This is a genomic window from Mesorhizobium sp. M0778 (assembly GCF_040320105.1).
Taxonomy (GTDB): Bacteria; Pseudomonadota; Alphaproteobacteria; order Rhizobiales; family Rhizobiaceae; genus Mesorhizobium.
Window position 1 is genome coordinate 23,297 of the sequence record NZ_JAMYPA010000003.1, and the last position, 26,167, is coordinate 49,463.

General features: G+C 64.2%; 27 protein-coding genes and 1 pseudogene. 16 read left to right on the forward strand and 12 right to left on the reverse strand.

The window, feature by feature from the left end:
* Window positions 1–12: 12 nt before the first annotated feature.
* The 4 genes from NKI22_RS05715 to NKI22_RS05730 form a co-directional block, all read right to left on the reverse strand.
* The gene (locus NKI22_RS05715) at window positions 13–1,083 is read right to left on the reverse strand and encodes an ABC transporter substrate-binding protein (protein WP_352484080.1); all 1,071 of its coding nucleotides are present in this window, start codon (window positions 1,081–1,083) and stop codon (window positions 13–15) included.
* Window positions 1,068–1,946 carry an ABC transporter permease gene (locus NKI22_RS05720; RefSeq protein ID WP_023716833.1) on the reverse strand — a complete coding sequence of 293 codons (879 nt, stop codon included), beginning with the start codon at window positions 1,944–1,946 and terminating at the stop codon, window positions 1,068–1,070. Before NKI22_RS05720 ends, NKI22_RS05715 begins: the two co-directional genes overlap by 16 nt.
* Window positions 1,943–2,830, reverse strand: coding sequence for an ABC transporter permease (locus NKI22_RS05725; protein ID WP_352484081.1), 888 nt, complete (start codon window positions 2,828–2,830; stop codon window positions 1,943–1,945). The genes NKI22_RS05720 and NKI22_RS05725 overlap by 4 nt, the downstream gene beginning before the upstream one ends.
* A gap of 84 nt (window positions 2,831–2,914) precedes the next feature.
* The gene (locus tag NKI22_RS05730; RefSeq protein ID WP_352914011.1) at window positions 2,915–4,198 is read right to left on the reverse strand and encodes an NAD(P)/FAD-dependent oxidoreductase; all 1,284 of its coding nucleotides are present in this window, start codon (window positions 4,196–4,198) and stop codon (window positions 2,915–2,917) included.
* A gap of 225 nt (window positions 4,199–4,423) precedes the next feature.
* Here NKI22_RS05730 and NKI22_RS05735 point away from each other — a divergent pair, with 225 nt between their 5' ends.
* Window positions 4,424–5,581 (forward strand): fumarylacetoacetate hydrolase family protein, encoded by a 1,158-nt coding sequence (locus tag NKI22_RS05735; protein ID WP_352639069.1) that lies wholly within the window; start codon window positions 4,424–4,426, stop codon window positions 5,579–5,581.
* A 45-nt stretch (window positions 5,582–5,626) separates the two neighbouring features.
* On the opposite strand, the gene NKI22_RS05740 is transcribed toward NKI22_RS05735, so the two are convergent.
* Both NKI22_RS05740 and NKI22_RS05745 read right to left on the reverse strand, forming a co-directional pair.
* Window positions 5,627–6,061: a substrate-binding domain-containing protein gene (locus NKI22_RS05740; protein WP_352958289.1), complete on the reverse strand. Its 435-nt coding sequence runs from the start codon at window positions 6,059–6,061 to the stop codon at window positions 5,627–5,629.
* 85 nt (window positions 6,062–6,146) lie between these two features.
* Window positions 6,147–6,803: pseudogene (locus tag NKI22_RS05745) on the reverse strand (LacI family DNA-binding transcriptional regulator); the annotation flags it as partial.
* On the opposite strand from NKI22_RS05745, the gene NKI22_RS05750 reads away from it, so the two are divergent.
* Entirely contained in the window at window positions 6,685–6,975 is a 291-nt protein-coding gene (locus tag NKI22_RS05750; RefSeq protein WP_352914103.1) for an AMP-binding enzyme, read from the forward strand. The pseudogene NKI22_RS05745 and the gene NKI22_RS05750 sit on opposite strands and share 119 nt — an antisense overlap.
* A 6-nt stretch (window positions 6,976–6,981) precedes the next feature.
* Here the strand turns inward: NKI22_RS05750 and NKI22_RS05755 are convergent, their stop codons facing one another.
* The 4 genes from NKI22_RS05755 to NKI22_RS05770 all read right to left on the reverse strand — a co-directional run bounded on the left by NKI22_RS05755 (window position 6,982) and on the right by NKI22_RS05770 (window position 10,279).
* A complete protein-coding gene (locus NKI22_RS05755; protein ID WP_352484086.1) occupies window positions 6,982–8,190 on the reverse strand; it encodes a CaiB/BaiF CoA transferase family protein in 1,209 nt (402 codons plus the stop codon).
* Window positions 8,190–8,681: a MaoC family dehydratase gene (locus NKI22_RS05760; RefSeq protein ID WP_023716825.1), complete on the reverse strand. Its 492-nt coding sequence runs from the start codon at window positions 8,679–8,681 to the stop codon at window positions 8,190–8,192. The genes NKI22_RS05755 and NKI22_RS05760 overlap by 1 nt, the downstream gene beginning before the upstream one ends.
* Window position 8,682: 1 nt before the next feature.
* Entirely contained in the window at window positions 8,683–8,919 is a 237-nt protein-coding gene (locus NKI22_RS05765) for a biotin/lipoyl-containing protein (RefSeq protein ID WP_023716824.1), read from the reverse strand.
* A 172-nt stretch (window positions 8,920–9,091) separates the two neighbouring features.
* Window positions 9,092–10,279 (reverse strand): ABC transporter ATP-binding protein, encoded by a 1,188-nt coding sequence (locus tag NKI22_RS05770; RefSeq protein WP_352914015.1) that lies wholly within the window; start codon window positions 10,277–10,279, stop codon window positions 9,092–9,094.
* Between the two features lie 246 nt (window positions 10,280–10,525).
* On the opposite strand from NKI22_RS05770, the gene NKI22_RS05775 reads away from it, so the two are divergent.
* The 8 genes from NKI22_RS05775 (at window position 10,526) to NKI22_RS05810 (ending at window position 17,617) form a co-directional block, all read left to right on the forward strand.
* Entirely contained in the window at window positions 10,526–11,659 is a 1,134-nt protein-coding gene (locus NKI22_RS05775; RefSeq protein WP_023716822.1) for an enolase C-terminal domain-like protein, read from the forward strand.
* A gap of 39 nt (window positions 11,660–11,698) precedes the next feature.
* Window positions 11,699–12,496, forward strand: coding sequence for an SDR family NAD(P)-dependent oxidoreductase (locus NKI22_RS05780; protein WP_023716821.1), 798 nt, complete (start codon window positions 11,699–11,701; stop codon window positions 12,494–12,496).
* Window positions 12,497–12,515: 19 nt separating this feature from the next.
* A complete protein-coding gene (locus NKI22_RS05785; protein ID WP_023716820.1) occupies window positions 12,516–12,989 on the forward strand; it encodes a VOC family protein in 474 nt (157 codons plus the stop codon).
* 95 nt (window positions 12,990–13,084) lie between these two features.
* The gene (locus tag NKI22_RS05790; protein WP_023716819.1) at window positions 13,085–14,092 is read left to right on the forward strand and encodes an alpha-ketoacid dehydrogenase subunit beta; all 1,008 of its coding nucleotides are present in this window, start codon (window positions 13,085–13,087) and stop codon (window positions 14,090–14,092) included.
* Window positions 14,089–15,123: a thiamine pyrophosphate-dependent dehydrogenase E1 component subunit alpha gene (locus NKI22_RS05795; protein ID WP_352715765.1), complete on the forward strand. Its 1,035-nt coding sequence runs from the start codon at window positions 14,089–14,091 to the stop codon at window positions 15,121–15,123. The genes NKI22_RS05790 and NKI22_RS05795 overlap by 4 nt, the downstream gene beginning before the upstream one ends.
* Window positions 15,102–15,386 (forward strand): muconolactone Delta-isomerase family protein, encoded by a 285-nt coding sequence (locus tag NKI22_RS05800; protein ID WP_023716817.1) that lies wholly within the window; start codon window positions 15,102–15,104, stop codon window positions 15,384–15,386. Before NKI22_RS05795 ends, NKI22_RS05800 begins: the two co-directional genes overlap by 22 nt.
* A gap of 15 nt (window positions 15,387–15,401) precedes the next feature.
* Entirely contained in the window at window positions 15,402–16,406 is a 1,005-nt protein-coding gene (locus NKI22_RS05805) for a MaoC family dehydratase (protein ID WP_023716816.1), read from the forward strand.
* Window positions 16,403–17,617 carry a CoA transferase gene (locus NKI22_RS05810; protein ID WP_031193340.1) on the forward strand — a complete coding sequence of 405 codons (1,215 nt, stop codon included), beginning with the start codon at window positions 16,403–16,405 and terminating at the stop codon, window positions 17,615–17,617. Before NKI22_RS05805 ends, NKI22_RS05810 begins: the two co-directional genes overlap by 4 nt.
* A 113-nt stretch (window positions 17,618–17,730) precedes the next feature.
* Here the strand turns inward: NKI22_RS05810 and NKI22_RS05815 are convergent, their stop codons facing one another.
* Window positions 17,731–18,747 (reverse strand): LacI family DNA-binding transcriptional regulator, encoded by a 1,017-nt coding sequence (locus NKI22_RS05815; RefSeq protein WP_352484090.1) that lies wholly within the window; start codon window positions 18,745–18,747, stop codon window positions 17,731–17,733.
* A 5-nt stretch (window positions 18,748–18,752) separates the two neighbouring features.
* A complete protein-coding gene (locus tag NKI22_RS05820) occupies window positions 18,753–19,550 on the reverse strand; it encodes an SDR family NAD(P)-dependent oxidoreductase (RefSeq protein WP_023716813.1) in 798 nt (265 codons plus the stop codon).
* Window positions 19,551–19,844: 294 nt separating this feature from the next.
* Here NKI22_RS05820 and NKI22_RS05825 point away from each other — a divergent pair, with 294 nt between their 5' ends.
* From NKI22_RS05825 to NKI22_RS05850, 6 genes are all read left to right on the forward strand, one after another.
* Window positions 19,845–21,287, forward strand: coding sequence for an extracellular solute-binding protein (locus tag NKI22_RS05825; protein ID WP_023716812.1), 1,443 nt, complete (start codon window positions 19,845–19,847; stop codon window positions 21,285–21,287).
* A 37-nt stretch (window positions 21,288–21,324) separates the two neighbouring features.
* Window positions 21,325–22,248 carry a carbohydrate ABC transporter permease gene (locus NKI22_RS05830; RefSeq protein WP_352484091.1) on the forward strand — a complete coding sequence of 308 codons (924 nt, stop codon included), beginning with the start codon at window positions 21,325–21,327 and terminating at the stop codon, window positions 22,246–22,248.
* Window positions 22,245–23,078, forward strand: coding sequence for a carbohydrate ABC transporter permease (locus NKI22_RS05835; RefSeq protein WP_352850407.1), 834 nt, complete (start codon window positions 22,245–22,247; stop codon window positions 23,076–23,078). The genes NKI22_RS05830 and NKI22_RS05835 overlap by 4 nt, the downstream gene beginning before the upstream one ends.
* Window positions 23,075–23,983, forward strand: a complete 909-nt coding sequence (locus tag NKI22_RS05840) for an SMP-30/gluconolactonase/LRE family protein (protein ID WP_352515634.1) — start codon at window positions 23,075–23,077, stop codon at window positions 23,981–23,983. The genes NKI22_RS05835 and NKI22_RS05840 overlap by 4 nt, the downstream gene beginning before the upstream one ends.
* The gene (locus NKI22_RS05845; protein ID WP_352588911.1) at window positions 23,980–24,807 is read left to right on the forward strand and encodes an SDR family NAD(P)-dependent oxidoreductase; all 828 of its coding nucleotides are present in this window, start codon (window positions 23,980–23,982) and stop codon (window positions 24,805–24,807) included. The genes NKI22_RS05840 and NKI22_RS05845 overlap by 4 nt, the downstream gene beginning before the upstream one ends.
* A 357-nt stretch (window positions 24,808–25,164) precedes the next feature.
* Window positions 25,165–26,097, forward strand: coding sequence for a substrate-binding domain-containing protein (locus NKI22_RS05850; protein ID WP_023716807.1), 933 nt, complete (start codon window positions 25,165–25,167; stop codon window positions 26,095–26,097).
* Window positions 26,098–26,167: the final 70 nt, after the last annotated feature.

The window sequence follows — 26,167 nt, forward strand, 5'->3', positions numbered from 1 at the left end:
GAAGAAGCAGGCTCAGCCGCCCGCCTTGACCTTCTCGAACATCTTGGCGAGTTCATCATTCTGTTTCATCGGCCCGGTGAAGATGGTGGTCTTCAACATCACTTCCGGATCGGACGGCAGCTGCAATTTCTCCAGCTCCTCCTTCGGCACGGCAGCGAAAGCCGAGCTGGTCGAGCTGCCATAGCCATAGGCCTGGATCAGGTATTTGCCCGAGTCCGTTTCCAGCCGGCTGTTGATGAAGTCATAGGCGAGGTCGACGTTCTTGGCGTCCTTGAGCATGACGAAACCGCAAGCCCAGGTAAGCATGCCTTCCTTCGGCTTCATGAACTCGACAGGCACGCCTTGCTTCTTCAGCGACGTGGCCGAGGCATTCCAGGTCATGGCGGCGACCAGCTGGCCGCTGGCCAGCGCCTGTTCGACCGATGTCATGTCTGTGGTGTAGTTTGAGAGCAGCGGGCGCTGCTCGCGCAGTTTCTCCGCAACCTTGTCCATCTGTTCCGCCGTCATGTCGAATGGATTGACGCCGGCAAGAAGGGCCGCCACCACCGGAGTGTCGTGGACGGCATCGATGGTCGCCATGCGCCCGGCATATTGCTTGTCCCAGAGCAGGTTCCAGCTCGCTTCCGGGTTCTTCACCAGATCGGTGCGGTAGAGAATCGAGGTGTTGCCCCAGTCCCACGGCACCATCCAGACCTTGCCGTCGCCGGCCTGCAGGTCGGGCAGGTTCTTGAAGACCGGGAAGATCGAATCCCAGTTCTTGATGCGCTTGGTGTCGATCGGCTGCAGCAGGCCTTCCTTGTTCCAGCGCGCCACCTTGTCATAGCATGGGTGCGCGACATCGGGGCGGAAGCCGGCCTTGACCTTGGTGAAAGCGTCATCGTCGTCGCCGAACATCGAGGCTTCGACACCATCCGGGTGCGCGGCGAGGAAGCTCTTGTTGAAGTCGGGCAGCTCATAGCCCGACCAGGTGAAATATTGCAGCTTGTCGCCGGCAAAAGCGACAGTCGACGCAAGCGCCAGCGCGAAGGCGGCCAGTCCGGTTTTCGCTGTCTTTGTCGTTATCGATTTCAGGTCGAATGCCATTGCAGTTCTCCTCTTTCGGTTTCTTCTGGTTTTGACAGGCTGGCGGTCGCTGGCCGCTGAGCGGCGGCAAGCCCGCGATGGCGCAGGATTTCGGCGAGTGCGGCGGTGACGAAGGACACGGCCAAGATCGCCGTGCCCAGCGCCATGACGGTCGGCAGCGATTTCGGGAAGCGCAGCTGGCTCCAGATATAAAGCGGCAGCGTCGGCTCGGTACCGGCAAGGAAGAAGGCGACGATGAACTCGTCGAACGAGGTCAGGAAGGCCAGCATGAACGCCGAGATAATGGCGGGCAGGCTGAGTGGCAGCATCACCCGCCTGAAGGTCGTCCAGTCGGAGGCGCCGAGGTCGAGCGCTGCCTCACGGATGGTCTTCGGGATGGCGGCGAAGCGGCTGCGCATGACCACCACCGTCGCCGGCAGCGCCACCAATATGTGGCCGAGCACAATGGCAATGCGCGACGGCCCAAAGCCGGCGAGGTTGACGAGGATGAGCAGCGATATGCCGACGATGACGCCTGGGATCAGGATCGGCAGCCGCGCTATGGCACTGATGGTGGCGGCCAGCGGCGAGCGTCCGTAGAGGTCCATGTAGGACACCGTGATGCCACAGAGCGTGGCGCCGGTGGCGGCAATGGCGCCGATGACGAGGCTGTTGGCGAGCGCACCGGACAGCGCCGAATTGCCTAACAGCGTGCCGTACCATTCAAGCGTAAAGCCTTGCAGGGGAAATGCCGCCTGGACGGAATTGTTGAAGGAAAACAGCGGGATCAGCAATATCGGCAAATACAGGAACACCAGATAGGCAAGGACATAGGCACCGAGCCAGCCGCCGCCCTGCCTTGCATCGATACGCGCTGTGTTCATGTGCGGCTGCGGTATCGGCGGTCGGCGAAGCGCACCACCAGCACCACGGCGAGAATGACAAGCATGACGGCGACGGCGAGTGCGGCGCCGAACGGCCAGTCATTGGCCTTGCCGAACTCGGCCTGGATCAGTGTGCCGATCATCGTGCTGGCAGGGCCGCCGACCAGCGCCGGGGTGACGTAGTCGCCGACGGTCGGCACAAAAACGACGAGGGCCGCAGCCAGCACGCCGGGCATCGAATTGGGCAGCACGACGCGGCGGAAGCTGGTGAACGGTTTTGCGCCGAGATCGGAAGCGGCTTCGAGCAGCGATTTCGGGATCGTGTCCAGCGCCACGTAGATGGGCAGGATAGCGAATGGCGCATAAGCGTGGGCGAGCGTGACGACGACTGCTGCCGGCGTATTCAAGAACGCCAATGTCGGCTCCGACCAGATGCCGCTTTCAATCAGCGCCGAGTTCAGCACGCCATTATAGGCAAGCACGATCTTCCAGGCGAAGACGCGCAGGAGATAGCTGGTCCAGAACGGCAGGGTCAGCAGGAACAGCAGCAGCCCACGCCGCCGCCCGGCATGGAAAGCCAGATAATAGGCGACGGGATAGGCGGTGACGACGGTTGCGAGCGTGACCAGGCCGGCGATGCCCAGCGAGCGCAGCGTCACCGTCCAGTACAGTGGATCGGTGGCCACAGTGACGAAATTCGCAAGGGTAAAACCAGCCCCCAGCAGCGAGCCGTCATTGCCGCGGAAGGCAAGGAAGAACACCAAGCCAAGGGCGAAAAGGATCAGCAGAAAGGTGACCAGCCCGCCGGGCAGCAGCATAGCGAAACGGAAGCCTGGCGAAGACCGGGTTTCCGGCAGCGGCTGCGTTGCGGCAATGGTCGACATTGACTGTCCGTCGAAATTTGAAATCGACTAAGCTTTTTTCATATTGGTGAAACTGTCAAGCTGTTTCACGCTGGGGAATGCAAGTCAGCGTTCGAACGCGTCCAGCATCCGGTACCAGGCGATGGTCGCGGCAACGCCGACCTGCCGAAACGCGTGAAAAGGGATCGGCCGGATCGGCGATATCGGGAACGGCAATTGCCTGGTGTCGCCGCTCGACAGATAGGAGGCGATGCGCTCGCCAAGCGCGGTCATCAGGCCGATGCCGCGGCCCTGGCAGCCGACGACCGCCAGCAGACCCTTCTCTGGCTCGTGGATATGCGGGAGATGGTCCGGCGTCATTGCCACCCGGCCGAACCACCGCTTTTCAATGGCAATGTCTGACAGCGCCGGATAAAGCCGCAGCAGCGCGCGTTCAAGATGCGCCCAGTCGGCCGGGCCGTTCGGCAAAGCCATGCGGCCGCGCCCGCCGAGCACCAGCCGGCCGTCGGCACTCTTGCGGTAATAGACGAGGATGCGGCGCGAATCCGAAACCGGCTGCCCTTCCGGCAGGATCGCCGCGGCGAGATTGGACGATAGCGGCGCTGTCGCGATCTGGAAGGAATGCAGCGGAACGATCGTCTCGGCGAGGCCCCGAAGCAGGCCGCCGGTATAGGCGTTGGTCGCCAGAACGACCGCCTTGGCCTTCAGTTCGGCGCCGCTTTCCGCCGAAACGTGCCAAATGCCAGCACCCTTGCTGATCTGCATCACGTTCTGGCGTTCGGCGATCTTCACGCCCGCCGCGGCAGCGACGCGCGCCAGTTCCGACGTGTAGGCGAGCGGATCGATGACACCGGCGCGGCGATCGAGCCAGCCGCCGAGATAGCCTTGCGCGCCGGTCATCGTCGCAATCTCCGTCGCGCTCAGCAGCCGGACATCGGCGCCGCGGGCGCGCCACTGCCGATCCCGGTTTGCCGCCGCTTTTAGCGCGGTCCCGGTATGCGCCGCCTGGATCCAGCCATTACGGACGAACGGCACCGCCAGTCCTTCGTCGCGGATCAATTCGAAGACGGTGTCAGCGGTCGAGGCGGCAAAGTTGACGAGCGCTTCGCCGCGCTCCAGACCAAAATGCTCCAGCAGCCAGTCCGGATCGTATTTCAGGCCGGGAATGACCTGACCGCCGTTCAGGCCGGATGCGCCATTGCCGATTTCGCCGGCGTCCAGCACCTGGACGGCAAGACCGAGCCGGGCGGCGTGCAAGGCCGTCGACAGCCCCATGATGCCGCCGCCGACGATGACGACATCGACGCGTCGGCCGGCTGGAAAAAGCGACTGGAACGCGGTTGCTGTCCGCGGCTTTTGCCAGATTGGATCGGAAAACCGTAAGCGCAAGCGTCACCTGGAGATTTCAGTAAGTGAAAACCCTAGCGACGGTTTCATTATTTTGAAAGAGCGTTTTCCATGGCCATGGGCGCACGTCAGGCTCGATCAAGGTCCAGCGATGCGAAGACCGCTGGAAAGAATTGACAAAGCTCACCCTGGAAGCGGGATAGACGTTTGGCGGGAATTTGTTGAAAGTGCCGCGGCCAAAGGACAAGACAACAGGAAACGCAAGTCATGACGAACGCCACACATTTGCCCGCCGAGGGCCTCTTCGTAGGCCGCGCCCGGACGAGCGATGCTTCCCATCCGCTGGTGGTCACGGTGCGCGACGGCACGGTCTTCGACATCACGTCAAATGTGGCACCGACCGTACGCGACATTTGCGAATTGCCGGATCCGGCAGGACACGTCCGCTCGGCCAAGTGGCGGCCGATCGGCCCGCTCGAAGCCATTGCCGCCAACAGTTTCGAGACAGCGCGCGATCCGGGAACGCCGTACCTGCTGTCCCCCGTCGACCTGCAGGCGATCAAGGCGTCTGGCGTTACCTTTGTCGTCAGCCTGCTCGAGCGCGTCATCGAGGAACAGGCGCGCGGCTCGGCGGAGAAGGCCGACGCCATTCGAGCCGACATCGCCGGGCTGATCGGCCACGATCTGTCGAAGCTCAAACCCGGCTCGCCGGAAGCGATGGAGATCAAGGCCAAGCTGATCGCGCGCGGCGCCTGGTCGCAATATCTGGAAGTCGGCATCGGGCCCGATGCCGAGATCTTCACCAAATGCCAGCCGATGGCCTCGGTCGGCTTCGGCGCCGATGTTGGCCTGCATCCGGTTTCGACATGGAACAATCCGGAGCCGGAGATCGCCATGATTGCCGCCAGCAGCGGCAGGATTGTCGGGGCGACGATCGGCAACGACGTCAATCTGCGCGACGTCGAGGGACGCTCGGCGCTCCTGCTCGGCAAAGCCAAGGACAACAACGCTTCGGCAGCACTTGGCCCCTTTATCCGGCTGTTCGACGAGACATTTTCCATCGGCGACGTGAAGAAGGCGGTCGTACGGCTGAAGGTCGAGGGCGAGGACGGGTTCTCGCTGGAGGGCGCCAGTTCGATGGCCGAGATCAGCCGTTCGCCGGAAGAGTTGGTCGCCGCCGCGATGGGGCCGCACCACCAGTACCCGGACGGGCTCGCGCTCTATCTCGGCACGATGTTCGTGCCGTCGAAGGATCGCGGCGAAAAAGGCAAGGGTTTTACCCACAAGGTCGGCGACATCGTCACCATCTCGTCGGAGAAGTTCGGCGCCTTGGTCAACCGCGTGCGGCTGTCACCCGACTGCCCGCACTGGACCTATGGCGCCAGCCATCTGATGCGCGACCTCGCCAGAGCCGACCTGATCTGAATAGAGAACGATCCAATTCGGCAGTAACCAGGCCGTGAACCGCCTCTATTTCGGGACGGGCAAGCAGGAGCCGCCGAGGATCAGATGGGTCGGAAAGGCGATGCGTTGCGCCGGCCGCTCGCTCTGGCGGCCGAGCCGCTCCAGCAGAAGCTGTGCTGCGGTGCGGCCGATCTCCTCGACGGCCCGGTCGATGAGCGTGATCGGGCCGGGATAAAGCAGCGCGACGTCCGACCTGTCGCAGCCGATCAGCGAGATATCGCCCGGGACCGAAACGCCTTGCTGCTGGATGGCGCGCAGCACGCCGACCAGAATGCGGTTGCCGGCGGCGATGATGGCGGTTGGACGCTCCTTCATCTGGAACAGGCCGGTGGCCTCGCGGAAACCGAAGTCCACCGAGAGGCTTTGCGAGCGGATCAGGTCCTGCGGCACCGGCAGGCCGCTGCGCTGGAACGCCTCGACGAAGCCGCGCACCCCGTTCACGGCCCGGCCTGATGTCGCTGCCGGCCGTGATGATGGCAATGCGACGGTGCCCGAGTTCGATCAGATAGCTTGTCGCCTGCCGTAACCCGGCGGCGTGCTCGGTCAGCACCGCGTCGATCTCGAGCGGAATGTCGCGATCGAGCAGTACTGATGGAATCCGCAACTCCTTCAAGCGCTTGATGGTGCGCGCATCCTGTTCGTTGTTGATGGTCATGATCATGCCGTCGGCCCGCCCATGCTGCAGCATGTCGATCGCCGCCGCCTCCTCGGTGGCGCGGCCGTTGGTGCTCATCAGGTAAAGCGAATAGCCGCGCTGGCGCATTTCCGCGTCCACCGCCTTGAAGCAACTGGCATGCCAGGGATTGGCAATGTCGTCGATGACGAAACCAACCGTCATGGTGTTTCGACGGCGCATGTTCTGGGCGCGCGAATCGGGCTGGAAGCCGAGCGACTGGATTGCCGCGCGTACCTTCCCCAACGTCTCCGGCCTGACAGTCTCAGGCGCGTTCAAGCTCCGCGAAACGGTTCCGACGGACACGCCGGAAACGCGCGCCACGTCGCGTATTGTCGCCGCCAGAATCCGGGTTTTCCATGTCGCGAAACTGAAAATCGAACGCGACATGATGAATGCTGGCGACTTCCGCGTCTCGCCGCTGGAAGTCGAGGCAGCGCTTGCGCCCTCCCCCAGCGTCGCCGAGATCGCCGTTGCCGAACACCGGGTGCGCGACGATGTCTCGGTCATCGCGGCCTATGTCGTGCGCAAGGCAGGCGTCAGCGTCAGCGCCGAAGATATCGTCGCCCTGGCGGGGCAAAGGCTCGCCGCCTACAAACGGCCGAAACAGGTGTTCTTCGTGCCGAGCCTGCCGCGCAGCGCCAACGGCAAATTGCTGCGCCGAAATCTCGCGCCGGACTGAAGTGGTTCAGGTCTTCTGCGTCGGCTTCTTTGCGGCTCCCCGACCCCCAGCGAAGCGGGCGAGCACCGCCTCGGTATCGGCGTCGAACGGACGGCCCTGATGACGCAGGCGGCCGGGTGTCTTCGACATGCCGGCAACGACATTCTGCATCACCACGCCGTCCACTTCGGCGATCATACCGCGGGCGCGGAAATGCTCGTCGTCAAAGATGTCCCTCATGTCGAGGACCTTGGCGATTGCCGCATCGACGCGGCGGAACTCGCGCAGCACCTCCTCGGATGGCCGGCCGGCGACCCAGGCGGCGACATAGGCCTCCAATGCCTCGCGGTTCTGGCTGCGGGCCTGGAAGCCGGCAAAGCGGGGATCGTCACCGTGACCGATCAAGGCCAGGACGCGGCGGGCGACGGAATCGGACGAGCTCGAAATCGCCACCCACACGCCATCGGCGCAACGATAGGTGCCGCGCGGGACGGTGTAGGGGATGCCGGAGCCGAGCCGCGGCTGCAGATAGCCGAGATGGGCATAGGCGGACGGTAACGGCCCCATGATCTGGAACATCGAGTTGAGCAGATTGACGTCGACTGTCTGGCCTTCGCCTGTCCGCTCGGCATGACGCAGCGCCGCCAGCGCCGCAAAGGCGCCGACAAGGGCGGTGACTTCGTCGGTCATGGCGATCGGCGGCAGCAGCGGCGGGCCCCCGGCCTCGCCGAGGAGCCCGGAAAACCCACTCATCGCCTCGGCAATCGTGGCGAAGCCCGGATGCATGGCATAGGGACCATCCTGGCCGAAACCGGTGATGCGCAGGATCACCAGCCTGGGATTGCGGCGCAGCAGTTCGTCCGGCGCAAAACCCAGCGCCTCGAGCTTGCCCGGCCGCATGTTCTCGATCAGTACGTTGGCGTCGAGCAGCAGCGACCAGAGATTTTCCTTGCCGGTATCGGTCTTGAGGTCGAGCGCAATGACCTGCTTGTTTCGGTTGACCAGTTTCCAGAAATAGGAATCCGTTTCCCCCGGACCGGTCCACCCCATGCGGCGGGTCGGATCGCCACCCGGCCCCTCGACCTTGATGACCTCCGCGCCGAAATCAGCAAGATAACGGCCGGCACCCGGCCCGGCTACGACGGTGGCCAGCTCGATGACGCGGACGCCGTCGAGCGGCCCCGACGCTTCGGCCTTCGGCACGGTCTTGGTCGCTGGCGGAGCCGGCTTGTCCATCACGCGTCCTTCCCGGGGCGCAGCGGCAGCAGGACCGAGCGCGTGAATGTGCAGACTTTGAGCCGGTCCTGGTTGAACCCATCCGTGCGAACGGTCAAAACCCCCTCGCCCTGCCTGGAGGCGGATGGACGCTGCGCCAGTATTTCGGTCTCGCCATAGAGCGTATCGCCATGGAACAACGGAGCGAGATGGCGCAGCTCGCTAAGGCCGAGATTGGCGACCGCGCGTCCGGAAATGTCGGGTACGCTCATGCCGAGAAGCAGCGAGTAGACATAGGTGCCGACGACGACATTGCGGCCTTGCGCCATTTCGGTCTCGGCGAAATGGCGGTCGATGTGGAGCGGGCTGGCCGCCATGGTCAGCAGGCAAAAGAGGTGGTCATCGGCCTCGGTAACGGTCTTGCCCGGCCAGTGCTTGAACACGTCGCCGATCTCGTAGTCGTCGAGATACGAGCCAAACCTTTCGTCGCGGGCCGAATGAACCCTCGGCATGTCAGACCTCGAGCACCAGGGTCGGGGCGCCGGTCCTCACGTCATCGCCGACAGCGATCAATATCTCGATGACGGTTCCGGCGAAGGGTGCGGGAACCTCGACCTGGGTTTTGTCGGTCTCCACCGTGAACAGGGTTTGCCCCTCGGTGATCTTGGCACCGATGCTGGCCTGGATTTCGCTGATGACGACTTCATCGACGGCATCGCCGACCTTGGGCATCTTGAGTGTGGAACGCATCGTCAGTTCTCCGTCTGCAAGGCGAGGGTTGAAGGAAGTCCGCCGGCTGGCAGCCAGGCTTCGCGGCGGATGGGCGCTTGAAAACACCCACTTCTTCGTTGCCAGACGACAAGACCCCCGCCAAGATCGAGCGCAAAGACTTCGGTGAAATTCGAGGCGGCACGCGTTCTCATCACAGCGCCTTGCCCGTGGTGCCGTCGAAGAGATGCGCGCGGCTACCATCGATGACGAGTTCCAGCATCGTGTCGCGGCGCGGCACCTTGTCGGCGCTGACGCGAAGCACGATCAGGCGGGCATCCCGGCGCACCAGCTCGGCCGGATCGGCGGGAGTGCCGATCGAATAATCATCAGCGGTGCGGATGACGACCTGGGGATTGGCTGGAGCCACCGCGATGAAGGATTCAGGTTCGAGCTGTTCGACCAGCTCGACACGGGCGGCCAGACAGCTTGCTGCCCCCCCGCTGGCCGAAGCTTCGCCTGCAGGCCGCCATGACAGGTGCTCCGGCCGGAGGCCGGCCAGCAATGTTCTGCCGGCCGGGAGGTCGTGGGCATCCGACTTCGGTGTCACAACCAGCCGACCGTCGCCGATGGACACGACCATCTTGCCGCGCCCGGCATCGACTACAGTTGCCTCAAGGAAATTCATCGCCGGGCTGCCGATGAAACCGGCAACGAAAATGTTGGACGGCGCGTGATAGAGCGCGTGCGGCGTGTCGTACTGCTGCAGCGCGCCGCGCGAAAAGACGGCGACGCGGCTGCCGAGCGTCATCGCTTCGACCTGGTCGTGGGTGACATGGATTGTGGTGACGCCGAGCCGCACATGCAGGCGGCTGAGCTCGGCGCGTAGCTGGACGCGCAATTTCGCGTCAAGATTGGAGAGCGGCTCGTCGAGCAAAAAGGCCTCCGGATCGCGCACAATGGCGCGGCCCATGGCGACACGCTGCCGCTGGCCGCCGGAGAGCTCGCGCGGCTTACGGTCAAGCAGATCGGCGAGGTCGAGAATTCGCGCCGCTTCGCTGACGCGGCGGTCGATCTCGGCCTTGGCAAATTTACGCAACTGCAGCGCGAAGGCGATGTTCTCGCGCACCGTCATTTGCGGATAGAGCGCATAGTTCTGGAAGACCATGGCAATGTCGCGATCGCGCGGCGACACCTCGTTCATCACCTTGCCATTGATGCTGATCTTGCCGGTGGTGATGGATTCCAGCCCAGCGATCATGCGCAACAATGTCGACTTGCCGCAGCCGGACGGGCCGACGAAGACGACGAACTCGCCGTCCTCGACCTCAAGGTCGACGCCATGGACCGCCGAAACGGCGCCATAGAGCTTGCCGACCTTCTGCAGGCTGATCGATCCCATCAACACCCTTCCCTGCGCAACGGCCTGCAAGCAGCCAGGCGCGGGCGATGCAGGAGCGCATTTCGCACCGTTGGCGACTGCCGACAAAAGCGGTCCCGCACCAGAAATTGTGGCGCGAGACTAGGCAATTCGAGAATCTATGTCAATCGTTTGACCAGACCAGATCAATCGGTTGACCAAACCGCCTCGCGGGGCTATGGTTGCTCCGCTTTCCCGGGTCGGCCGGGGTCCTTGGGAGGGGATGGAATGCCTGGTCCTTCAACTATCGTCGATATCAGCGTCGCCGCCATACAGGGCCAATTGCCGGCGCCGGTGATCTTTGGCGACTGGGTGATGAAGCAAAGGGAATTCGTGGTCGTGCGGCTGCGCACGCAGTCCGGCCATGAGGGCTGGTCGTTCACGCTGACGCGGGATGGCGCCTGCGCCGAGCAGATCCGCAAGAGCATCGCCCCAGTTTATATCGGTACCGACGTTGGCGACCGCGTGAAGACCTTCAAGACAGCCAAGGGGCGCAGCTACGGTTCGCACAGCGCCGGTGTCGGCTTGCGCGCGCTGTCGCAGGTCGACCTCGCCGCATGGGACGCGGCAGCAAAGATAGCCGACAAGTCGATCGCCGAGTTCCTCGGCGGAACAACCGCGCCAATGCCGGCAACCGCGATCGTCGGCTACCCGCCGGCGCTGATGAACCCGCAGCAGATCGGCGACCAGGTGAAAGGGCTCTATGCCGCGGGCTGGCGCCGGTTCAAGGCGCCAATGGGCGTCACGCTGGATGAATCCGAAGCGCGGCTGCGCGCCGCGCGCAGGAACGCGCCGGACGCCTGGCTCGGCACCGATCTGGTCTGGATGTTCTCGGACGTCGACGCGGCTGCCGCCTATGCCAACCGCCTCGCCGATCTCAATATGGGCTGCATCGAAGACATCTTCCCGCCGGGAAACGCCAGGAAGCTCGCCGAGCTGCGCAAACGCGTGCCGATGCCGATCTGGCAAGGCGACGAACAGGGCGGCTCTTACTATCCCGAAGCGCTGATCATGGCCGGCTCCGTCGACCGCGTGCGCGTCGACCTGACCTGCATGGGTGGGATTACCGGCGGCCGCGCCATCATCGACGAGTGCCTTGCCGCGGGCGTCGATTTCGGTCCGCACATGTTCGCGCATGTGCACAGCCAGGTGTTCAGCGCCTGGGGCTTTTCCGACAAGCCGGTCGAATGGGGCGTGCCGTGGAGCGGCGTCGACCCCTATGCGGACAGCCTGGTGCAACCGGAAATCATCAAGGGCGGGCTGATGAAGCCGCTTCCTGCCAAACCCGGCTTCGGCGACATGATCAACCGGGAATGGGCGCTGAGCCAACCGCACCAGGATCCCGACCACATTCTCGACTGACCAAAGCCGCCGCGGAGCGGCCTAGACACGGGCATAGCGATGACCGACGACCAGACCGTTCCCGCCAATTATGCAGCGGGCCTTTTCGACCTCTCCGGCCGCGTCGCCGTCGTGACCGGCGGCGGCAGCGGGCTGGGTGCCGCGATCGCGATCGGCTACGCGCAATTGGGCGTCACCGTCATCGTTGCCGACATCAACATGGCCGGCGCCGAAGCGACGCGCGCAACGATCGCCGAACAGGGTGGCAAAGCCGAGGTCGCCAGCCTCGATGTCACCAAGCGCGACCAGTGCTTCGCCTTGGCCGAGGCGGTCAAGCGCGGTCACGGCCATATCGACATACTGGTCAACAGCGCCGGCTCGGCCTTCCGCAGCCCGGCCGAGGAGTTCCCCGAGGACAAATTCAACTTCATCCTCGACCTCAACCTGAAGGGCACGTATTTCTGCTGCCAGGCCTTTGGCGGAGTGATGCTCGGCCAGAACAAGGGCTCGATCATCAACATCGCCTCGATCGGCTCGTTCAAAGCCTATCCCTGGGCGAGCGCCTATCTCGCGTCGAAGGGCGGCGTCCTGCAGGTCACCCGCGCACTGGCGCTCGAGTGGCGCGACCGCGGCGTCAGGGTCAACGGCATCGGGCCGACACTGATGGAATCGCCGCTGACCAGGGCGGCGGGAGCGACAAGCTCGATCACCGCCGATTTCATCAAGGCGCGCATGCCGCGGCCGCGACTCGGCTTGCCGCGCGAACTGATCGGCACGGCGGTGTTCCTCGCCAGCGACGCCTCGGAACTGGTCACCGGCCATGTCGTCATGTGCGACGACGGCTATCTGAACGCCTGACCAAAGGAGCGCAGACGGAATGGCCAGGATCACGAAAGCCCATCACACCGGCTTCACCGTGCGGTCGCTCGACCGCTCGATCGCGTTCTATCGCGACGTGCTCGGATTCGAGCTGGCGTTCCAATGGAACCCGCGTGCGCCCTATATCGGCGAATTGGTCGGCTATCCGGAAGTCGACCTGCACAGCGCCATCCTGCGCCTGCCCGGTACCGACGTCTGCCTCGAGCTTCTGGAATACCGCAATGTCGAGCAGATTCCCGTCGACATGCATAACGGCAATGTCGGCAATGGCCACATCGCCTTCAACGTCGATGACCTCATGTCGTTCTACGAAAAACTGACGGCGATGGGCGTCAAATCCGTGTCGCCGCCGGTGACACCGACGATCGGGCCGAACAAGGGCGGCAAGGCGGTTTACATGATCGACCCGGACGGCTTCCGCGTCGAGCTCATCGAAAGTGCCCAAGCCTTCGGCAGCTACAAACCGGAATGACGCCAGTGCCGATAAAAACGTTCCAAATTTCTTCCGCTGCGATAATTTCGCCGACGCTATCGACGATCCGGGCAGTGCATTGGGAGGTCTGAACCTTGGCTAAGATCTGGATACGGCAAGCGGTTCTGCGGGCACTTGACGACGCGATGACGGATGACCCCAGCGTCATCGTCATGGGTGAAGACATCGCCGCCGCCGGGGGTCCGTTCAAGGTGACCGAGGGGCTGCTTGCCACGCATGGCCCCGAACGGGTGATCGACACACCGATTTCGGAAATGGCGTTCATGGGTGCCGCGGTCGGTGCTGCCGTCTGCGGCCTGAAGCCGGTGGTCGAGATGATGTTCATCGAATTCATCGGCGTCGCGCTCGACCAGTTGACGACGCAGGCGGCAACGATGCGCTATCTGTCGCGCGGCCGGCTGACGACGCCGCTCGTCGTGCGCGCGTCAGCCGGCGCCGGCCAGGGGTTTGGCTGCCAGCATTCGCAGATGCTCGACCACTGGTTCCGCGGCACGCCCGGCCTCAAGGTCGCGGTGACCAGCAATGCGCGCACGACCTATGGCCTGCTGCGGTCGGCGATCGAAGATCCGGATCCGGTGGTGGTGCTCGAACCGCGCGTGCTTTACGCCGAGCGCGAGGAATACGAATTCGACCGCAACTACCGCATTCCGCTCGGCCAAGCCGAGATCGCGCGGCCCGGCAGCGACGTGACGCTCGTCACCTGCGGCGCGATGCGGCGGGTGGCGCTCGCGGCAGCGGAAACCAGCCACGCCAATATCGAGGTCGTCGACCTTCTGACGCTGTGGCCATGGGACCGCCGGACCGTTGCCGAATCGGTTGTGCGCACAGGCCGCCTGGTGACGCTCGAAGAGGCGCCGGCCGGCAGCGGCTGGGGCGGCGATGTCGTCTCGTCGATCGCCATCGAAGCGTTCGGCCGGCTGAAGGCGCCGCCGCATCGTATCACGCTTCCCGAAGCGCCCGTACCTTATAGCGGCGCGCTCGAAGCCCGTTTCCTGCCGAGCCCGGCCTATGTGGCCGAACAGATCGCAACGCTTGTCTCGACCAACAAGCCACCCCTTCCGTGGTGGAGGAACGCAGCATGACGCTCTCCAATTCGAATGTGCCGATCGTGCGGCGCGAGGCCTTGAAGAACAGGCTGGAGCAGCTCACGCGCATGGTCGAGATTCGCGCGGTCGAGGAGCGCATCCAGAAACTCTTCGCCGAAGGGCACGTCCGCGGCAGCACGCATCTTGCCAGCGGACAGGAGGCCGTCTCGCTCGGCATCGCGCGCTCGATCGATCCCGACGACATCGTCACCTGCACCTATCGCGGCCATGGCCATGCATTGGCGCTCGGCGTGTCGCCAACGGCGGTCATCGGCGAGATCTGCGGCCGCGTCATCGGTTGCGCCGGTGGCCTCGGCGGTTCCATGCATCTGGTCGAGCCGGAGGTCGGGCTGCTGCCGACCGCCGCCATCGTCGGCGCCGGCCTGCCGATCGCCTGCGGCGCGGCGATGGCGGCTCGCGCCCGCGGCAAGGACCGCATCGCCGTATCCATTTTCGGCGACGGCTCGGCCAATATCGGCGCCTTCCACGAGTCGCTCAATTTCGCGGCGATCCGCAAGCTGCCGGTGGTCTTCGTCTGCGAGAACAATCTCTACGGCGAATACACCCGTATCCAGCTGTCGACGCCGGTCGAGGACATCGCCATACGTGCCGCGAGCTACAACATGCCGGGCGTCGTCGCCGACGGGCAGGATGTCGACAAGGTGGCGGAGGCGATGGCGACCGCCGTCGCCCGCGCCCGCCGCGGCGGAGGGCCGACACTGATCGAAATGAAGACCTATCGCTATTCCGGCCATTCACGTTCGGACCCGGCGACCTATCGGCCGGCCGGCGAGCTCGATGCCTGGCTGAAGCGTGACCCTATCGACATCCTGGCAGAGCGGCTGGCCGGCGAAAAAATATTGGCGCCGGGCGGTCTCGACCAGCTTAAGGCCGACATAAGCGATGCCGTGGAGCGGGCGACAATGGAGGTGCTGGACTCACCGGCGCCGGATCTCGGCGAAATCCTGTCGCATGTCGGCGCCCATTCGGCTGGAGGGGACCAGAGATGGAATTTCTGGTCGAAATAGAGGTCAATTTCCCGCCCGACGGCGACCCCCGGCAAAAGGCGGAGCTGATCGCGGCAGAAGGCCGTCGCGCCAAGGAATTGGCCGCGGCCGGCATCGTGCGCCGGCTGTGGCGTCAGCCGGGCCGATGGGCGAATTTCGGCATCTGGGAGGCGCCCGACGCGACCGCGCTGCATGAGGCGATCGCGTCGCTGCCGTTCTACCCCTGGCTGAAGGTGGTGGTGCGGCCGCTGGCAGCGCATCCTTCTGATCCGGGCCGAAGCTGACGAAGGATCAGCAGCGTGAGCACGTCTCCACCCGCAATAGGCATCGACGGTCCGTTCTACGAGGATCTCCGCATCGGCGACCGCTTCGACGGAGCGCCGGTGATGCGGCTGAGCGACGGCCTTGCCGCTGCCCACCATACAATCGTCGGCGGCAGGCTGAGGCTGGCCTTCGATGCGGCACTGTCGGCATCCGTGACCGGACTAAAGCAGCCTTTTGCCGCGCCGGCGCTGGTCTGGGACGTGGCGATCGGCCAGTCGACGCTGGTGACGCAGCGGGCGATCGCCAACCTCTTCTACCGCGGTCTGATCTTTCGCCGGGCGCCGGCGATCGGCGACAGTTTGAAGACCGTTACCACCATCATCGGGCTGCGGTCCGCCGCCGCCAGGCCGGGGCGTGCGTCGCGCGGCCTGGTCACCATGCGGATCGCCACCAGCGATCAGGAGGACCGACCGGTACTCGATTTCTGCCGGTGCGCGCTACTACCGGCCAGACAGGCAGGGGATGGTGCCGCGCAGGGCGAAACCGATCCGCCGCGATCCGAGTTCATGGGAGCGCCGGCGGCGATCGGCGGATGGAACCTCGACGCTTACCGCAAGGCGGTGCCTGGCCCGCATTTCAACGATCTCAGCGCCGGCACCATCCATCGCCTTGCCGGCGGCGATGTGGTGAGCAGCGCGCCGGAGCTGGCGCGGCTGACGATGAACCTGGCGACGATCCACCATGACCGCACCCAGACGGGGCAGCGCCTCGTCTATGGCGGCCATACGATCGGGCTGGCAGCGGCACAGTTGACCCGTGCACTGCCGTCGCTGGTAACCATTTTGGGCTGGCAGGACTGCGATCATCTGGGGCCGGTGCACGAGGGCGACACGCTGCACTCCGAAATCGGCATCGGGCACTGCGAGCCTCTGCCCGGCGGCGGTGGGCTGGTGCATTTGCGCTCACTGGTGCGGGCGACCGCTTCCGATGGCGGGATTTCCGACGTGCTCGACTGGCGATCAGTGGGGCTGTTCGCATGAGCGGCGGCATTCTCGCCGGCCTTAGCATCGTCGAGGGCTCGGCCTTCGTGGCGGCACCGCTTGGCGGCATGACGCTGGCACAATTGGGGGCCGACGTGATCCGCTACGACCAGATCGGCGGTGGGCTCGACCATGGCCGGTGGCCAGTGGCGGACAACGGCCAGAGCCTGTTCTGGGCCGGCATGAACAAGGGCAAGCGTTCGATCCAGATCAACCTGCAGTCGCCCGAAGGGCAGGACGTCGTGGCCAGTCTGATCGCGAGACCGGGGCCGGGCAACGGCATCTTCCTGACCAATTTTGCGGCGCGCGGCGCCCTCTCCTACGAGGCCCTGAAGCACCGGCGCAACGACGTCATCATGATCGCGCTGACCGGCAACAATGATGGAACCAGCGAGGTCGACTATACCGTCAACGCGGCAACCGGCTTTGCCGAAATCACCGGCGCGCGCGGCGCCACGGAGCCTACCAATAGCGTGCTGCCGGCCTGGGACATCGCGATGGGCGAGATGGCGGCGGTGGGCGTGCTTGCCGCCGACCGCCACCGCAGCCGCACCGGCAACGGGTCATTGGTGAAACTGGCGCTATCGGACGTAGCGCTGGCCATGACCGGCAATCTCGGTCGGCTGGCGCAGGCCGAACTTGGAGGCAGTGCCGAAAAGGACGGCAACTATCTCTATGGTGCGTTCGGGCGGGATTTCCTCACCGCCGACGACCGCCGCGTCATGGTGATGGCGCTGACCGGCCGGCAATGGGCCGTACTGCTGCAGGCGACCGGGCTGGACACGGCAAAGCTCGCGGCAACAAGCGGCGCCGACCTCGACAGCGAAGGCGGGCGTTATGCGGCGCGCGAGGCGATCGCCGCCCTACTGGCGCCGTGGTTTTCGGCACGGAGCTTCGCCGACGTGCGGCGCAGCTTCACGGCATCCGGCGTCTCGTGGGGGCCTTACCAGACATTCCGGCAATTGTTGGTCGAGGATCCGCGCTGCTCGACGGACAACCCGATGTTCGCAAAGGTCGATCACCCCGGTCTCGGATCGCTGCTGACGCCGACTTCGCCACTGGATTTCTCCTCGGTGGAACGGCTTCCTGCAGTCCGCGCGCCCGTACTTGGCGAGCACACCGACGAGATCCTGACCGAACTGGGGTTGAGCGACGGCGAGATCGGAAGCCTGCACGACCGCGGCATCGTCGCCGGTCCGGCGACGGCTTGAGCCGCGAAGGCTTTAGCGCAATTCCAGGAAAGGTGTGAAACGGTTTTCCGTCCAAATTGCGTAGAAACAAAGAGATAGAGCGGTTCGGCGTTTCCGTGAAACGATGAACCGCTTTAGCGAGGCGGCGGCGCCACGGATTCGCGGTAAACCAGCTTCGGCGGGATATCGATGACGACATCCTGCGGTTCGCGCCCCTGGATCATGGCTTCGAGCTCGACGACGGCGCGCGCGCCCATTTCGGCGAGCGGGGTAATGATGGCGGTCAGCGGCGGCGCGGTAAAGATGGCGTCCTCGCCGTCGAGCGTGACCACCGAAAGATCGTCCGGCACGCGCACGCCGCGCACACGGGCCGCCGCCAGCGCACCGATGCCGACCAGCATGTTGAAGGCGAAGACGCCGGTCGGGCGTTGCGCCTCATCGAGCAGCCTGTGCAAGGCATCGTAGCCACCGCGGCGCGAGACCGGGCCGGCGATTTCGACGACGGCTGGCAGGCCGGCAGCCTGGCAGACTTCGACGAAGCCATGGCGCCGGCGTCGCGAGGTGTCGAGTTCGGGCAACGCGCCGATGAAGCCGAGGCGCCGATGGCCGGCCTCGATCAGGGTCTGCGCGGCAAGCCGTCCCGAAGCCTGGTCGTCGACGGTGACGCTGCGGCCGATGCTGGAACGGCGGTTGACGAAGACGTGCGGCACCGGATTGTTCTCGATGGCAGCGATCATCTCGCTGGTTTCGGCGCTGACGGCGATGATCAGCCCGTCGATGCGGCGTTCGCTGACCAACCGCATATAGGCGGCGGCGGAGGTGCGCTCGTCCGCAACCTCGGCAATGAGCATGACGTAGCCGGACCGTTCGGCCTGGCGCATCGCACCATGCACCGTCTCGGCATAGATTGGATTGGTGAGGTCGGGCAGCAGAATGCCGAGTGCGCCGGTGCGCTGGGTGCGCAGGTTGCGAGCAAGCGCATGTGGGCGATAGTTGACCCGGCTTGCCTCGTCGATGATTGCTTGGCGCGTCTGCGGCCGCACGCTGATGCCGCCGTCGTTGAGCACCTTGGAAACGGTGGAAACGTCGACGCCGACAGTGCGGGCAATGTCCTTCAGCGTGGCGCGCCCCGGCGGGCTGATTGGCTTCAAAGGCTTCAGCCCTTTCCGTACATGGCGAGCAGTTGCGCGTCGGGCGCATAGCGGTAGCAGCGCGAGGTCAAGCCGCCATCGACGGCCAGCGACTGGCCGGTGACGAACGAGGCCTCGGACGAAATCAGCCACGAGACGGCGGCCGCGATCTCCTCCGGCTCGCCGATGCGCTCGAGCGGATGCTGAATCGACATTTCCTTTTCAGCCACCGCGCTGTCGGGGCTGTCGCGGATCACGCGTTGCACCAGCGCCGTACGGACGGCGCCGGGCGCGACCGCATTGGCGCGGATGCCGATCGGCCCGTATTCGACCGCGATATAGCGGGTCAGCGCATCGATGCCGGCCTTGGCCACATCATAGGCCGCCCACATGTTGAAGGCCGAGCGGCCATGCACCGAGGAGACATTGACGATCGAACCGGTCGCCCGGTCTCGAACCCACGTCCGGATGGCTTCGGACGAGCCCCAGAAATGCGACATCAGGTTGACGGCGAACAAACGCTCGACCTCGGGCTCATTGGGTTCATGCAGATTGCCCATCAAGGCGATGCCGACATTGTTGACCCATCCGCGCAACGGCGCGAGTTGTTCCGCCGCCTCGCGGGCGGCTTTCAGCACCGAGCGGTCGGATGCGTCGCCGCACACCGCATGATGGCCGTTGCCAAGCGTCTTGCCAAGCGCCTCGGCTGCCGCCCGGTCAAGTTCGAGGCCGACGACATTCCAGCCGTCGGCGGCCAATCGGATCGCTATGGCGCGTCCTATGCCGTCGCCCGCACCTGTCACGACAACGCTTCCCAGGCTCATCGACGACCTCCCTGTCGGTTCGGGCTTCGGATGCGCTGGAAGGCCGCCATTCAGTCGCCTGGCACATTGTTGTTTGCCAGCGTGTAGAGGCCGTGCGCGACAGCTGTCAAGCGCCTGCGCCCGAGACAATTTTCACCCATAGAGCACGGCATCGATAACACGACGTGTTTGTTCAAGCAATCGTTTGAGCGATCATTAAGCAATCGATTGACTATTTAGATCGCCGGATGCAATCTGCCGTCCGGACCGATGCAGTCCCGTCGGCAGAACAAAGAAGAAACTGGGGAGTGAGACATGAGCGGAAAAGAGCAGACGGATCACCCGCGGCCCGGCGAAAACGCCGCCGTGGATACAGGCGGCCTGACGCGCCGCGACCTGATGCAGCGCGCCGGCATGCTGGGCCTGGCAACGGCGTTTGGAGGACTTGGCGGCACCGTGCCGCTCTACGCCGCCGGTTTCGACATGAAGAAGTTCGCCGGCACCAAAATCAACATCCTGATGACCGGCGATGAGAACGACCATCGCGCGCTCGCCGACATGATGCCGAAATTCGTCGAGGAGACCGGCATGGAACTGGAGATCACCTCGCCGGCACTCGGCGCGCTGATCGAAAAGACATTGCAGAACCTCAAGGCAGACAAATCCTCGTTCGAATTGATCGAGTATCTTGGGTTCCTGACGACCCAGCAGGTCGGCGGCGGCTATTACGAGCAGCTCAACGCCTATATCGACGATCCCGCAAAAACGCCGCCGGACTGGGATTTCGCCGATCTCATCCCGGCGGCGATGAAGAATGTCGGCATTTTCGACATGGCCTCCGGCACGGTTGGCAAAGGCAAGGACGTCTACGGCATACCCGGCCTGCATTCCGGGTCGGTCATCTATTTCTATCGCAAGGACCTGTTCGACGCGGCAGGCCTGCAGCCGGCCAAGACCTGGGACGAGTTCAAGGCTGCCGCCGAGAAGCTCAACACCGACGACGTGGCCGGTTGCTCCTTCATCGGCGCCAACGATTTCTCGCTCGCCGCGGTCGACTGGTACACTCGCTTCATCACCACTGGCGGCGTGCTGATGACCGGCAGCGCCAAGGAGAAGAATTTTAAGCCGCAGGTCAATTCCAAGGAAGGCATCGGCGCCTTGCAGATGCTGATCGACCTGCTGCCCTATGCGCCGAAGAATGTGACCAAATACGGCTTTGCCGAAAACGTCGACGGCTTCTCCACCGGCAAGATCGCGCAGATGATCTTCTGGTCTACAATTGCCGGGCCGATCCTGAACAGCGAGAATTCCATGGTCGCCGAGACCACCGCGACCACCCCGGTTCCTTCCGGCGACGGCAAGTCGCCGCGGGCAATCCAAGGCGGCTGGGGGGTCGGCATCCCGAAGAATATCGACCCGGCGAAGAAGGACGCCGCCTGGCTGGCGCTGACCTGGATCACCAGCAAGGCGGTGAACCGCTATTCCATCGAGAAATACAACATCGATGCGAACCGCACCTCGGCTTTCACAGATCCCGAGCTGGTGGCGAAGTTCCCCTACCTCAAGGACGCGCTGACGGCGATCGAGACGGCCGACACCATACCGACGTCGCTGATCCCGGAATTCTTTCAACTCAACGATGTCATGAACGTCGAGTTCAACGCGGCGCTGATCGGCACGCAAGATGCCAAGACTGCCTGTGAAAAAGTGCAGACCCAGTGGGAGGCGATCTTGCGGAAGGCAGGCCACCTTGCCTGATCGGTGCCCGCGCGGATCGCTGTGGATGTGATTTTCGATGAGCCTTGCGACAACCGCCGCCACCCAGACGAAATTCGTCTTCGGCACACGTGACGAGCCGGGGAGAGCCGTGTGGCTGCTCCTCGGCCCGTGCCTGCTTTACCTGATCGTCTTCAGCATTTATCCGCTGTTCCACAGCCTGCGCCTGTCGCTTACAGATTTGACCGCCGCGACCGGCACCGGCAATTTCGTCGGCCTCGCCAATTACCGTGCCCTGCTGGTCGATCCGCTGTTTTGGAACGCCGCCATGAACAGCGCCATCATGGTGTTTTTCTCGGTTTCCATCCAGGTCGTGCTCGGCGTCGCACTGGCGATGTTCTTCAACCTGCAGCTGAAGGGCGCCTGGATCGTGCGCGGCATCCTGTTGCTGCCGATGCTGATGACGCCGATCATCGTCGGGGTGATGTGGCGCGCCCTGCTCAATCCGGACTGGGGGCTGGTCAACTGGGCGATAAAGCAGATCGGACTGACGCCACCCGACTGGCTGGGCTCGGTCGGCATGTCGATGGTCACGGTGATCCTCGTCGACTGCTGGCAATGGACGCCATTCGTCTTCATCATCGTCTTTGCGCGCCTGCAGGCGCTGTCGCAGGACGTCTTCGAAGCCGCCCAGGTCGACGGCGCCGGCCCATTCGTCACCTTCCGGCGCATCACGCTGCCGATGCTGACGCCGGCCATCGTCTTCGCCGCCGTGTTCCGCGCCGTCGATGCTTTCCGTTCGTTCGACCTGATCTACGGGCTGAGCTATGGCGGGCCAGCGCGCAGCACGACGACGCTGTCCTTTTTCTCGTTCCAGAACGGCTTCCAGTTCCAGAATTACGGCTATGCCGCGGCGGTCGCCTACATGATGCTTCTGATCCTCGCCGTCGGCACGACAGTGATGCTCAGATACGTCCAGATCCGGCCCGGGAACTCGCGATGAGTATCCGCCCGGGCCGGGTCATCGCCTACCTCTTCCTCATTGTGCTCGGCATCTTCGGCGCCGCGCCCTTCCTCTATCTGGCGGTGCTGTCTACCAAGAAGCGCATCGAGATCCTGGCGCAGGTGCCACCGACGCTCAACCTCAACTGGACGCAGATCGTCAAGAACTACAATGAGGTGCTGTTCAGCCAGGGGATGCTGGCCTTCACCCTCAACTCCATCATCGTGGTCGGCATCGCAACCGCAGCCGCGATTCTGATCGGCACGCCGGCGGCCTATGCGTTTTCAAGGCTGCGCTTCAAGCGTAGCGAGCAGCTGGCAAGCACCATCCTGTCGATGCGCTTCATGCCGCCGATCGCGGTCGCCATTCCGCTGTTTCTGATGGTCAAGACGGCCGGCCTGCAGGACAGTTATCCGGGCCTGATCCTGCCCTATATCGCCTTTTCGCTGCCGCTCGTGGTGTGGATCATGATCGGCTTCTTCGACGAAATCCCGAGCGAGATCGATGAAGCGGCGATGATCGACGGCTGCACGCGCGTCGGTGTGCTGTGGCACGTCATGCTGCCGATCGTGCGGCCGGGCCTGGTGACGGCAGCGCTGTTCGGCGCGCTGTTCATCTGGAACGAGTTCCTGGTCGCACTCTACGTCATCGACAGCCGTGCCTTCCAGACCATATCGCTGGGTGCCGCGACCCTGGTCAGCGCGCAGCGACCGATCGACTGGAACATCGCCGCGACGGTCGGCGTCGTCACTGTCATCCCGATCCTCCTCTTCTCGCTTTTCGTCCAGCGCTACATCGTGCGCGGACTAACCGCAGGGGCCGTGAAATGAAGAACGATCTTTCGCCGGAACTGGTGACGGACAATCTCGGATGGCCGGAAGGGCCGACCGTGATGCCGGACGGCAGCCTGGTCTTCGTCGAAAGCTACCGCAGCCAGCTGACCATCGTTGGCAAGGACGACAAGGCAAGGCAATTCGCCTATGTCACCGGCGCGCCGAACTCCTGCGTGCTTGGCTCCGACGGCGCGCTCTATGTCTGCCAGAACGGCGGCACCGTCGGTCCGTGGCGCGCGCCTGAGATGACCGTGCCATCGATCCAGCGGGTGCGGCCGGGCGCCGGGCCGGAAATTCTGGTGACCGAGGTCGAGGGCGTCAAACTCAATGGCCCGAACGATCTGGTCTTTGCGCCGGATGGTACGCTGGTCTGGACCGACCCCGGCACCTATAATCCCGCCAGTCCCGACCCGAGCTACATTTTTGCGCTGGCGCCGGACGGCAAGGCGACAATCAAGGTGGCCTTCCCAGAACCGGTGTTTCCGAACGGCATCGTCGTCGAGGCCGACGGCTCGATCGTCTGGGACGAATCTTACACCGGCCGTGTCAGGCGACTGAAGGGCGACGGCAGCATCGAGGATCTCGGCCGCATGCCGGGGGATAACCCGATCCTCGACGGCATGACGATCGCCGCCGACGGTTCGCTGCTGGTCACGGATCTGGTCGGCGGCGGCATCCATGTCGTCGCCCGCGACGGCGCCATCAAGGGCTTCATCAAGTGCGGCGGCGCGCCGACCAATCTCGCCTTCGATGGCGAGACGCTGTGGGTGACCGACGCCAGCGTGCTGGCATCGAGCGACAAACCGTCCTATGCCGGGCGCCTGTGGCGGCTGAAAGTGCCGGGCGGCGGCGCCCCGACCTACAAAGGCACGATCAAAATGGCAGCGGAGGCGGGCGCATGAGCCCGCGCGAACCGTTTCCCGGACTTTCCTATCAAGGCAAGGTCGCCTTCATCACCGGCGGCGGCTCGGGCATAGGCCGCGAGACGGCGCTGACACTGGCCGATCTCGGCGCCGATGTCGCCATCCTCGACTGGACCGCGGGCGCTGCTGCAGACACCGCCAGGCAGGTCAAGCACATCGGTCGGAAAGCGATCGCCTTCGAAGGCGATGCCGGTCATGAGAAGACCGTCGCCGATGCCTTTGCGGCGACGCGCAAGCAGCTTGGCGAAATCGATGTCGCCGTGGCCTGTGCCGGCGTGCTCGGCGTCGGCGGGCCGGTGTTCGAGACCTCGGTCGAGGATTTCGAGCAGGTGATGGGCGTCAACGTGCGAGGCTCATTCCTGGTGGTGCGCGAGGCGGCCAAGGGCATGCGCAAGCAAAAGAGCGGCGCCATCGTGCTGCTCTCCAGCCTCGATGGGCTGCAGGCCGAGCACGGCATGTTCTCCTACTGCGTGTCGAAGGGAGCGCTGCTCAACCTTGCCCGCGCGGCGGCGCTCGACCTGGCGCGGGACCGGGTCACGGTCAATTGCGTCTGCCCGAGCGTGACCCATACGCCGCTGCTGGCCGGACGGCTGGCAGCGCTGCCGAATGGTGACGAGATCCTCGCCTCCTACGCCGAGCGGCATCCGCTCGGCCGGGTGCTGACACCGCGTGACATCGCAGCGGCGATTGCGTTCGTCGCCTCGCCCATAGCCAATGGCATTACAGGCGCTGCCATTCCGGTCGATGCAGGCATCGGTGCCACATGGGACAATTTTCGCGACCCGGCCTGGATCAAGGGCTGATCTTGACATCCGGAATCTGAGGTCTTCGGTATCAAACAGGCCCGCAGCGCCCACGACAAGGGACGTCATGGTCGTTTGGAGTAGATGGGCGCCGGGAGCAATCCGGCCGACGCAGTCCAGGAATCGCCTGCCTGAAAAATATCACGCAAACTGATGCAATCTGATGGTAGGGCTGATGGCGCCTGCGGATGCGCCAACTACCACTGGCAGATGAAGGCTTGCCATCGATCGAAAAAGGGGATGCTCTGATGCACCCAGGTCGACGCTGGCAGAATACGATCGCGGTTTTTGCCGCGCACGGTTTTTCGCCGCGATCGTCGTGGGAGGAGGAGTTCGGTTCAAATGGGAGGAAATCAAATGCTGACGAGGCTAAGACTGCTTGTACTTGGCTTGGTGGTGGCGCTGGCCATTCCGGCCGCGGCACAGGCCAAGACATTCTACTGGATTTCGCATGGCGGCCCGGCCGATCCGGTCTGGACCTACTTCCTTGCCGGCGCCAAGCAATGGGCGACGGACACCGGCAATACCGTCAACACCTCGTTCCACAATGGTGACGTGGCGTCGCAGCAGGAAGCCGTTCGCGCCGCAATCGCCGCCAAGGCCGACGGCATCACCACCACCAGCCCCGATCCGGGCAGCCTTGTCGAGATCGTCAAGGAAGCGCGGGCGGCGAACATCCCGATCATCAACTTCAACACGCCCGACCCGAAGGCGGATTTCAACGCCTATGTCGGCGGCGACAACGTCACCTTCGGCAAGCATTGGGCGCAGTATCTGGTCGACAAGGGCCTGGTGAAGAAGGGCGACTTCGTCTGGATGCCGGTCGAAATTCCCGGCGCCACCTATGGCGTCCAGGAAGAGGAAGGCATCAAGAGCGTCTTCGAGCCGCTCGGCATCACTTATGAAATCACCGAAGCGACGCTCGACCAGGCCGAAGTGATCAACCGCATGGTCGATTACCTCACCGCCAACAGGGCCAAGGTCAAGGCGGTCATCGGTCTCGGCGACCTTGTCACCGGTTCGATCAAGCGAGTGTTCGACCAGGTCGGCGTCAAGCCGGGCGAAATCCCGGTTGTCGGCTGGGGCAACTCGCTCGATACCACCCAGGAAGTGCTGAACGGCTACGTCAATGCCGGCCAGTGGCAGGATCCGCAGGCGACCAGCTACGTCGCGCTCTCGCTCGCCAACATGGCGGCGAGCGGCATTCCGCCCGGCTTCGACGTGATCACCGGCGCGCTGTACGAGAAGGACACCGCGGCAGTCTACGACAAGATCCTGTCCGGCAAATAAATCCGCGATCGAGTTGGTCACGGCCGCTCCGGCGGCCGTGACTGTCTCATCATTCCGCCGAAGCCGGTTG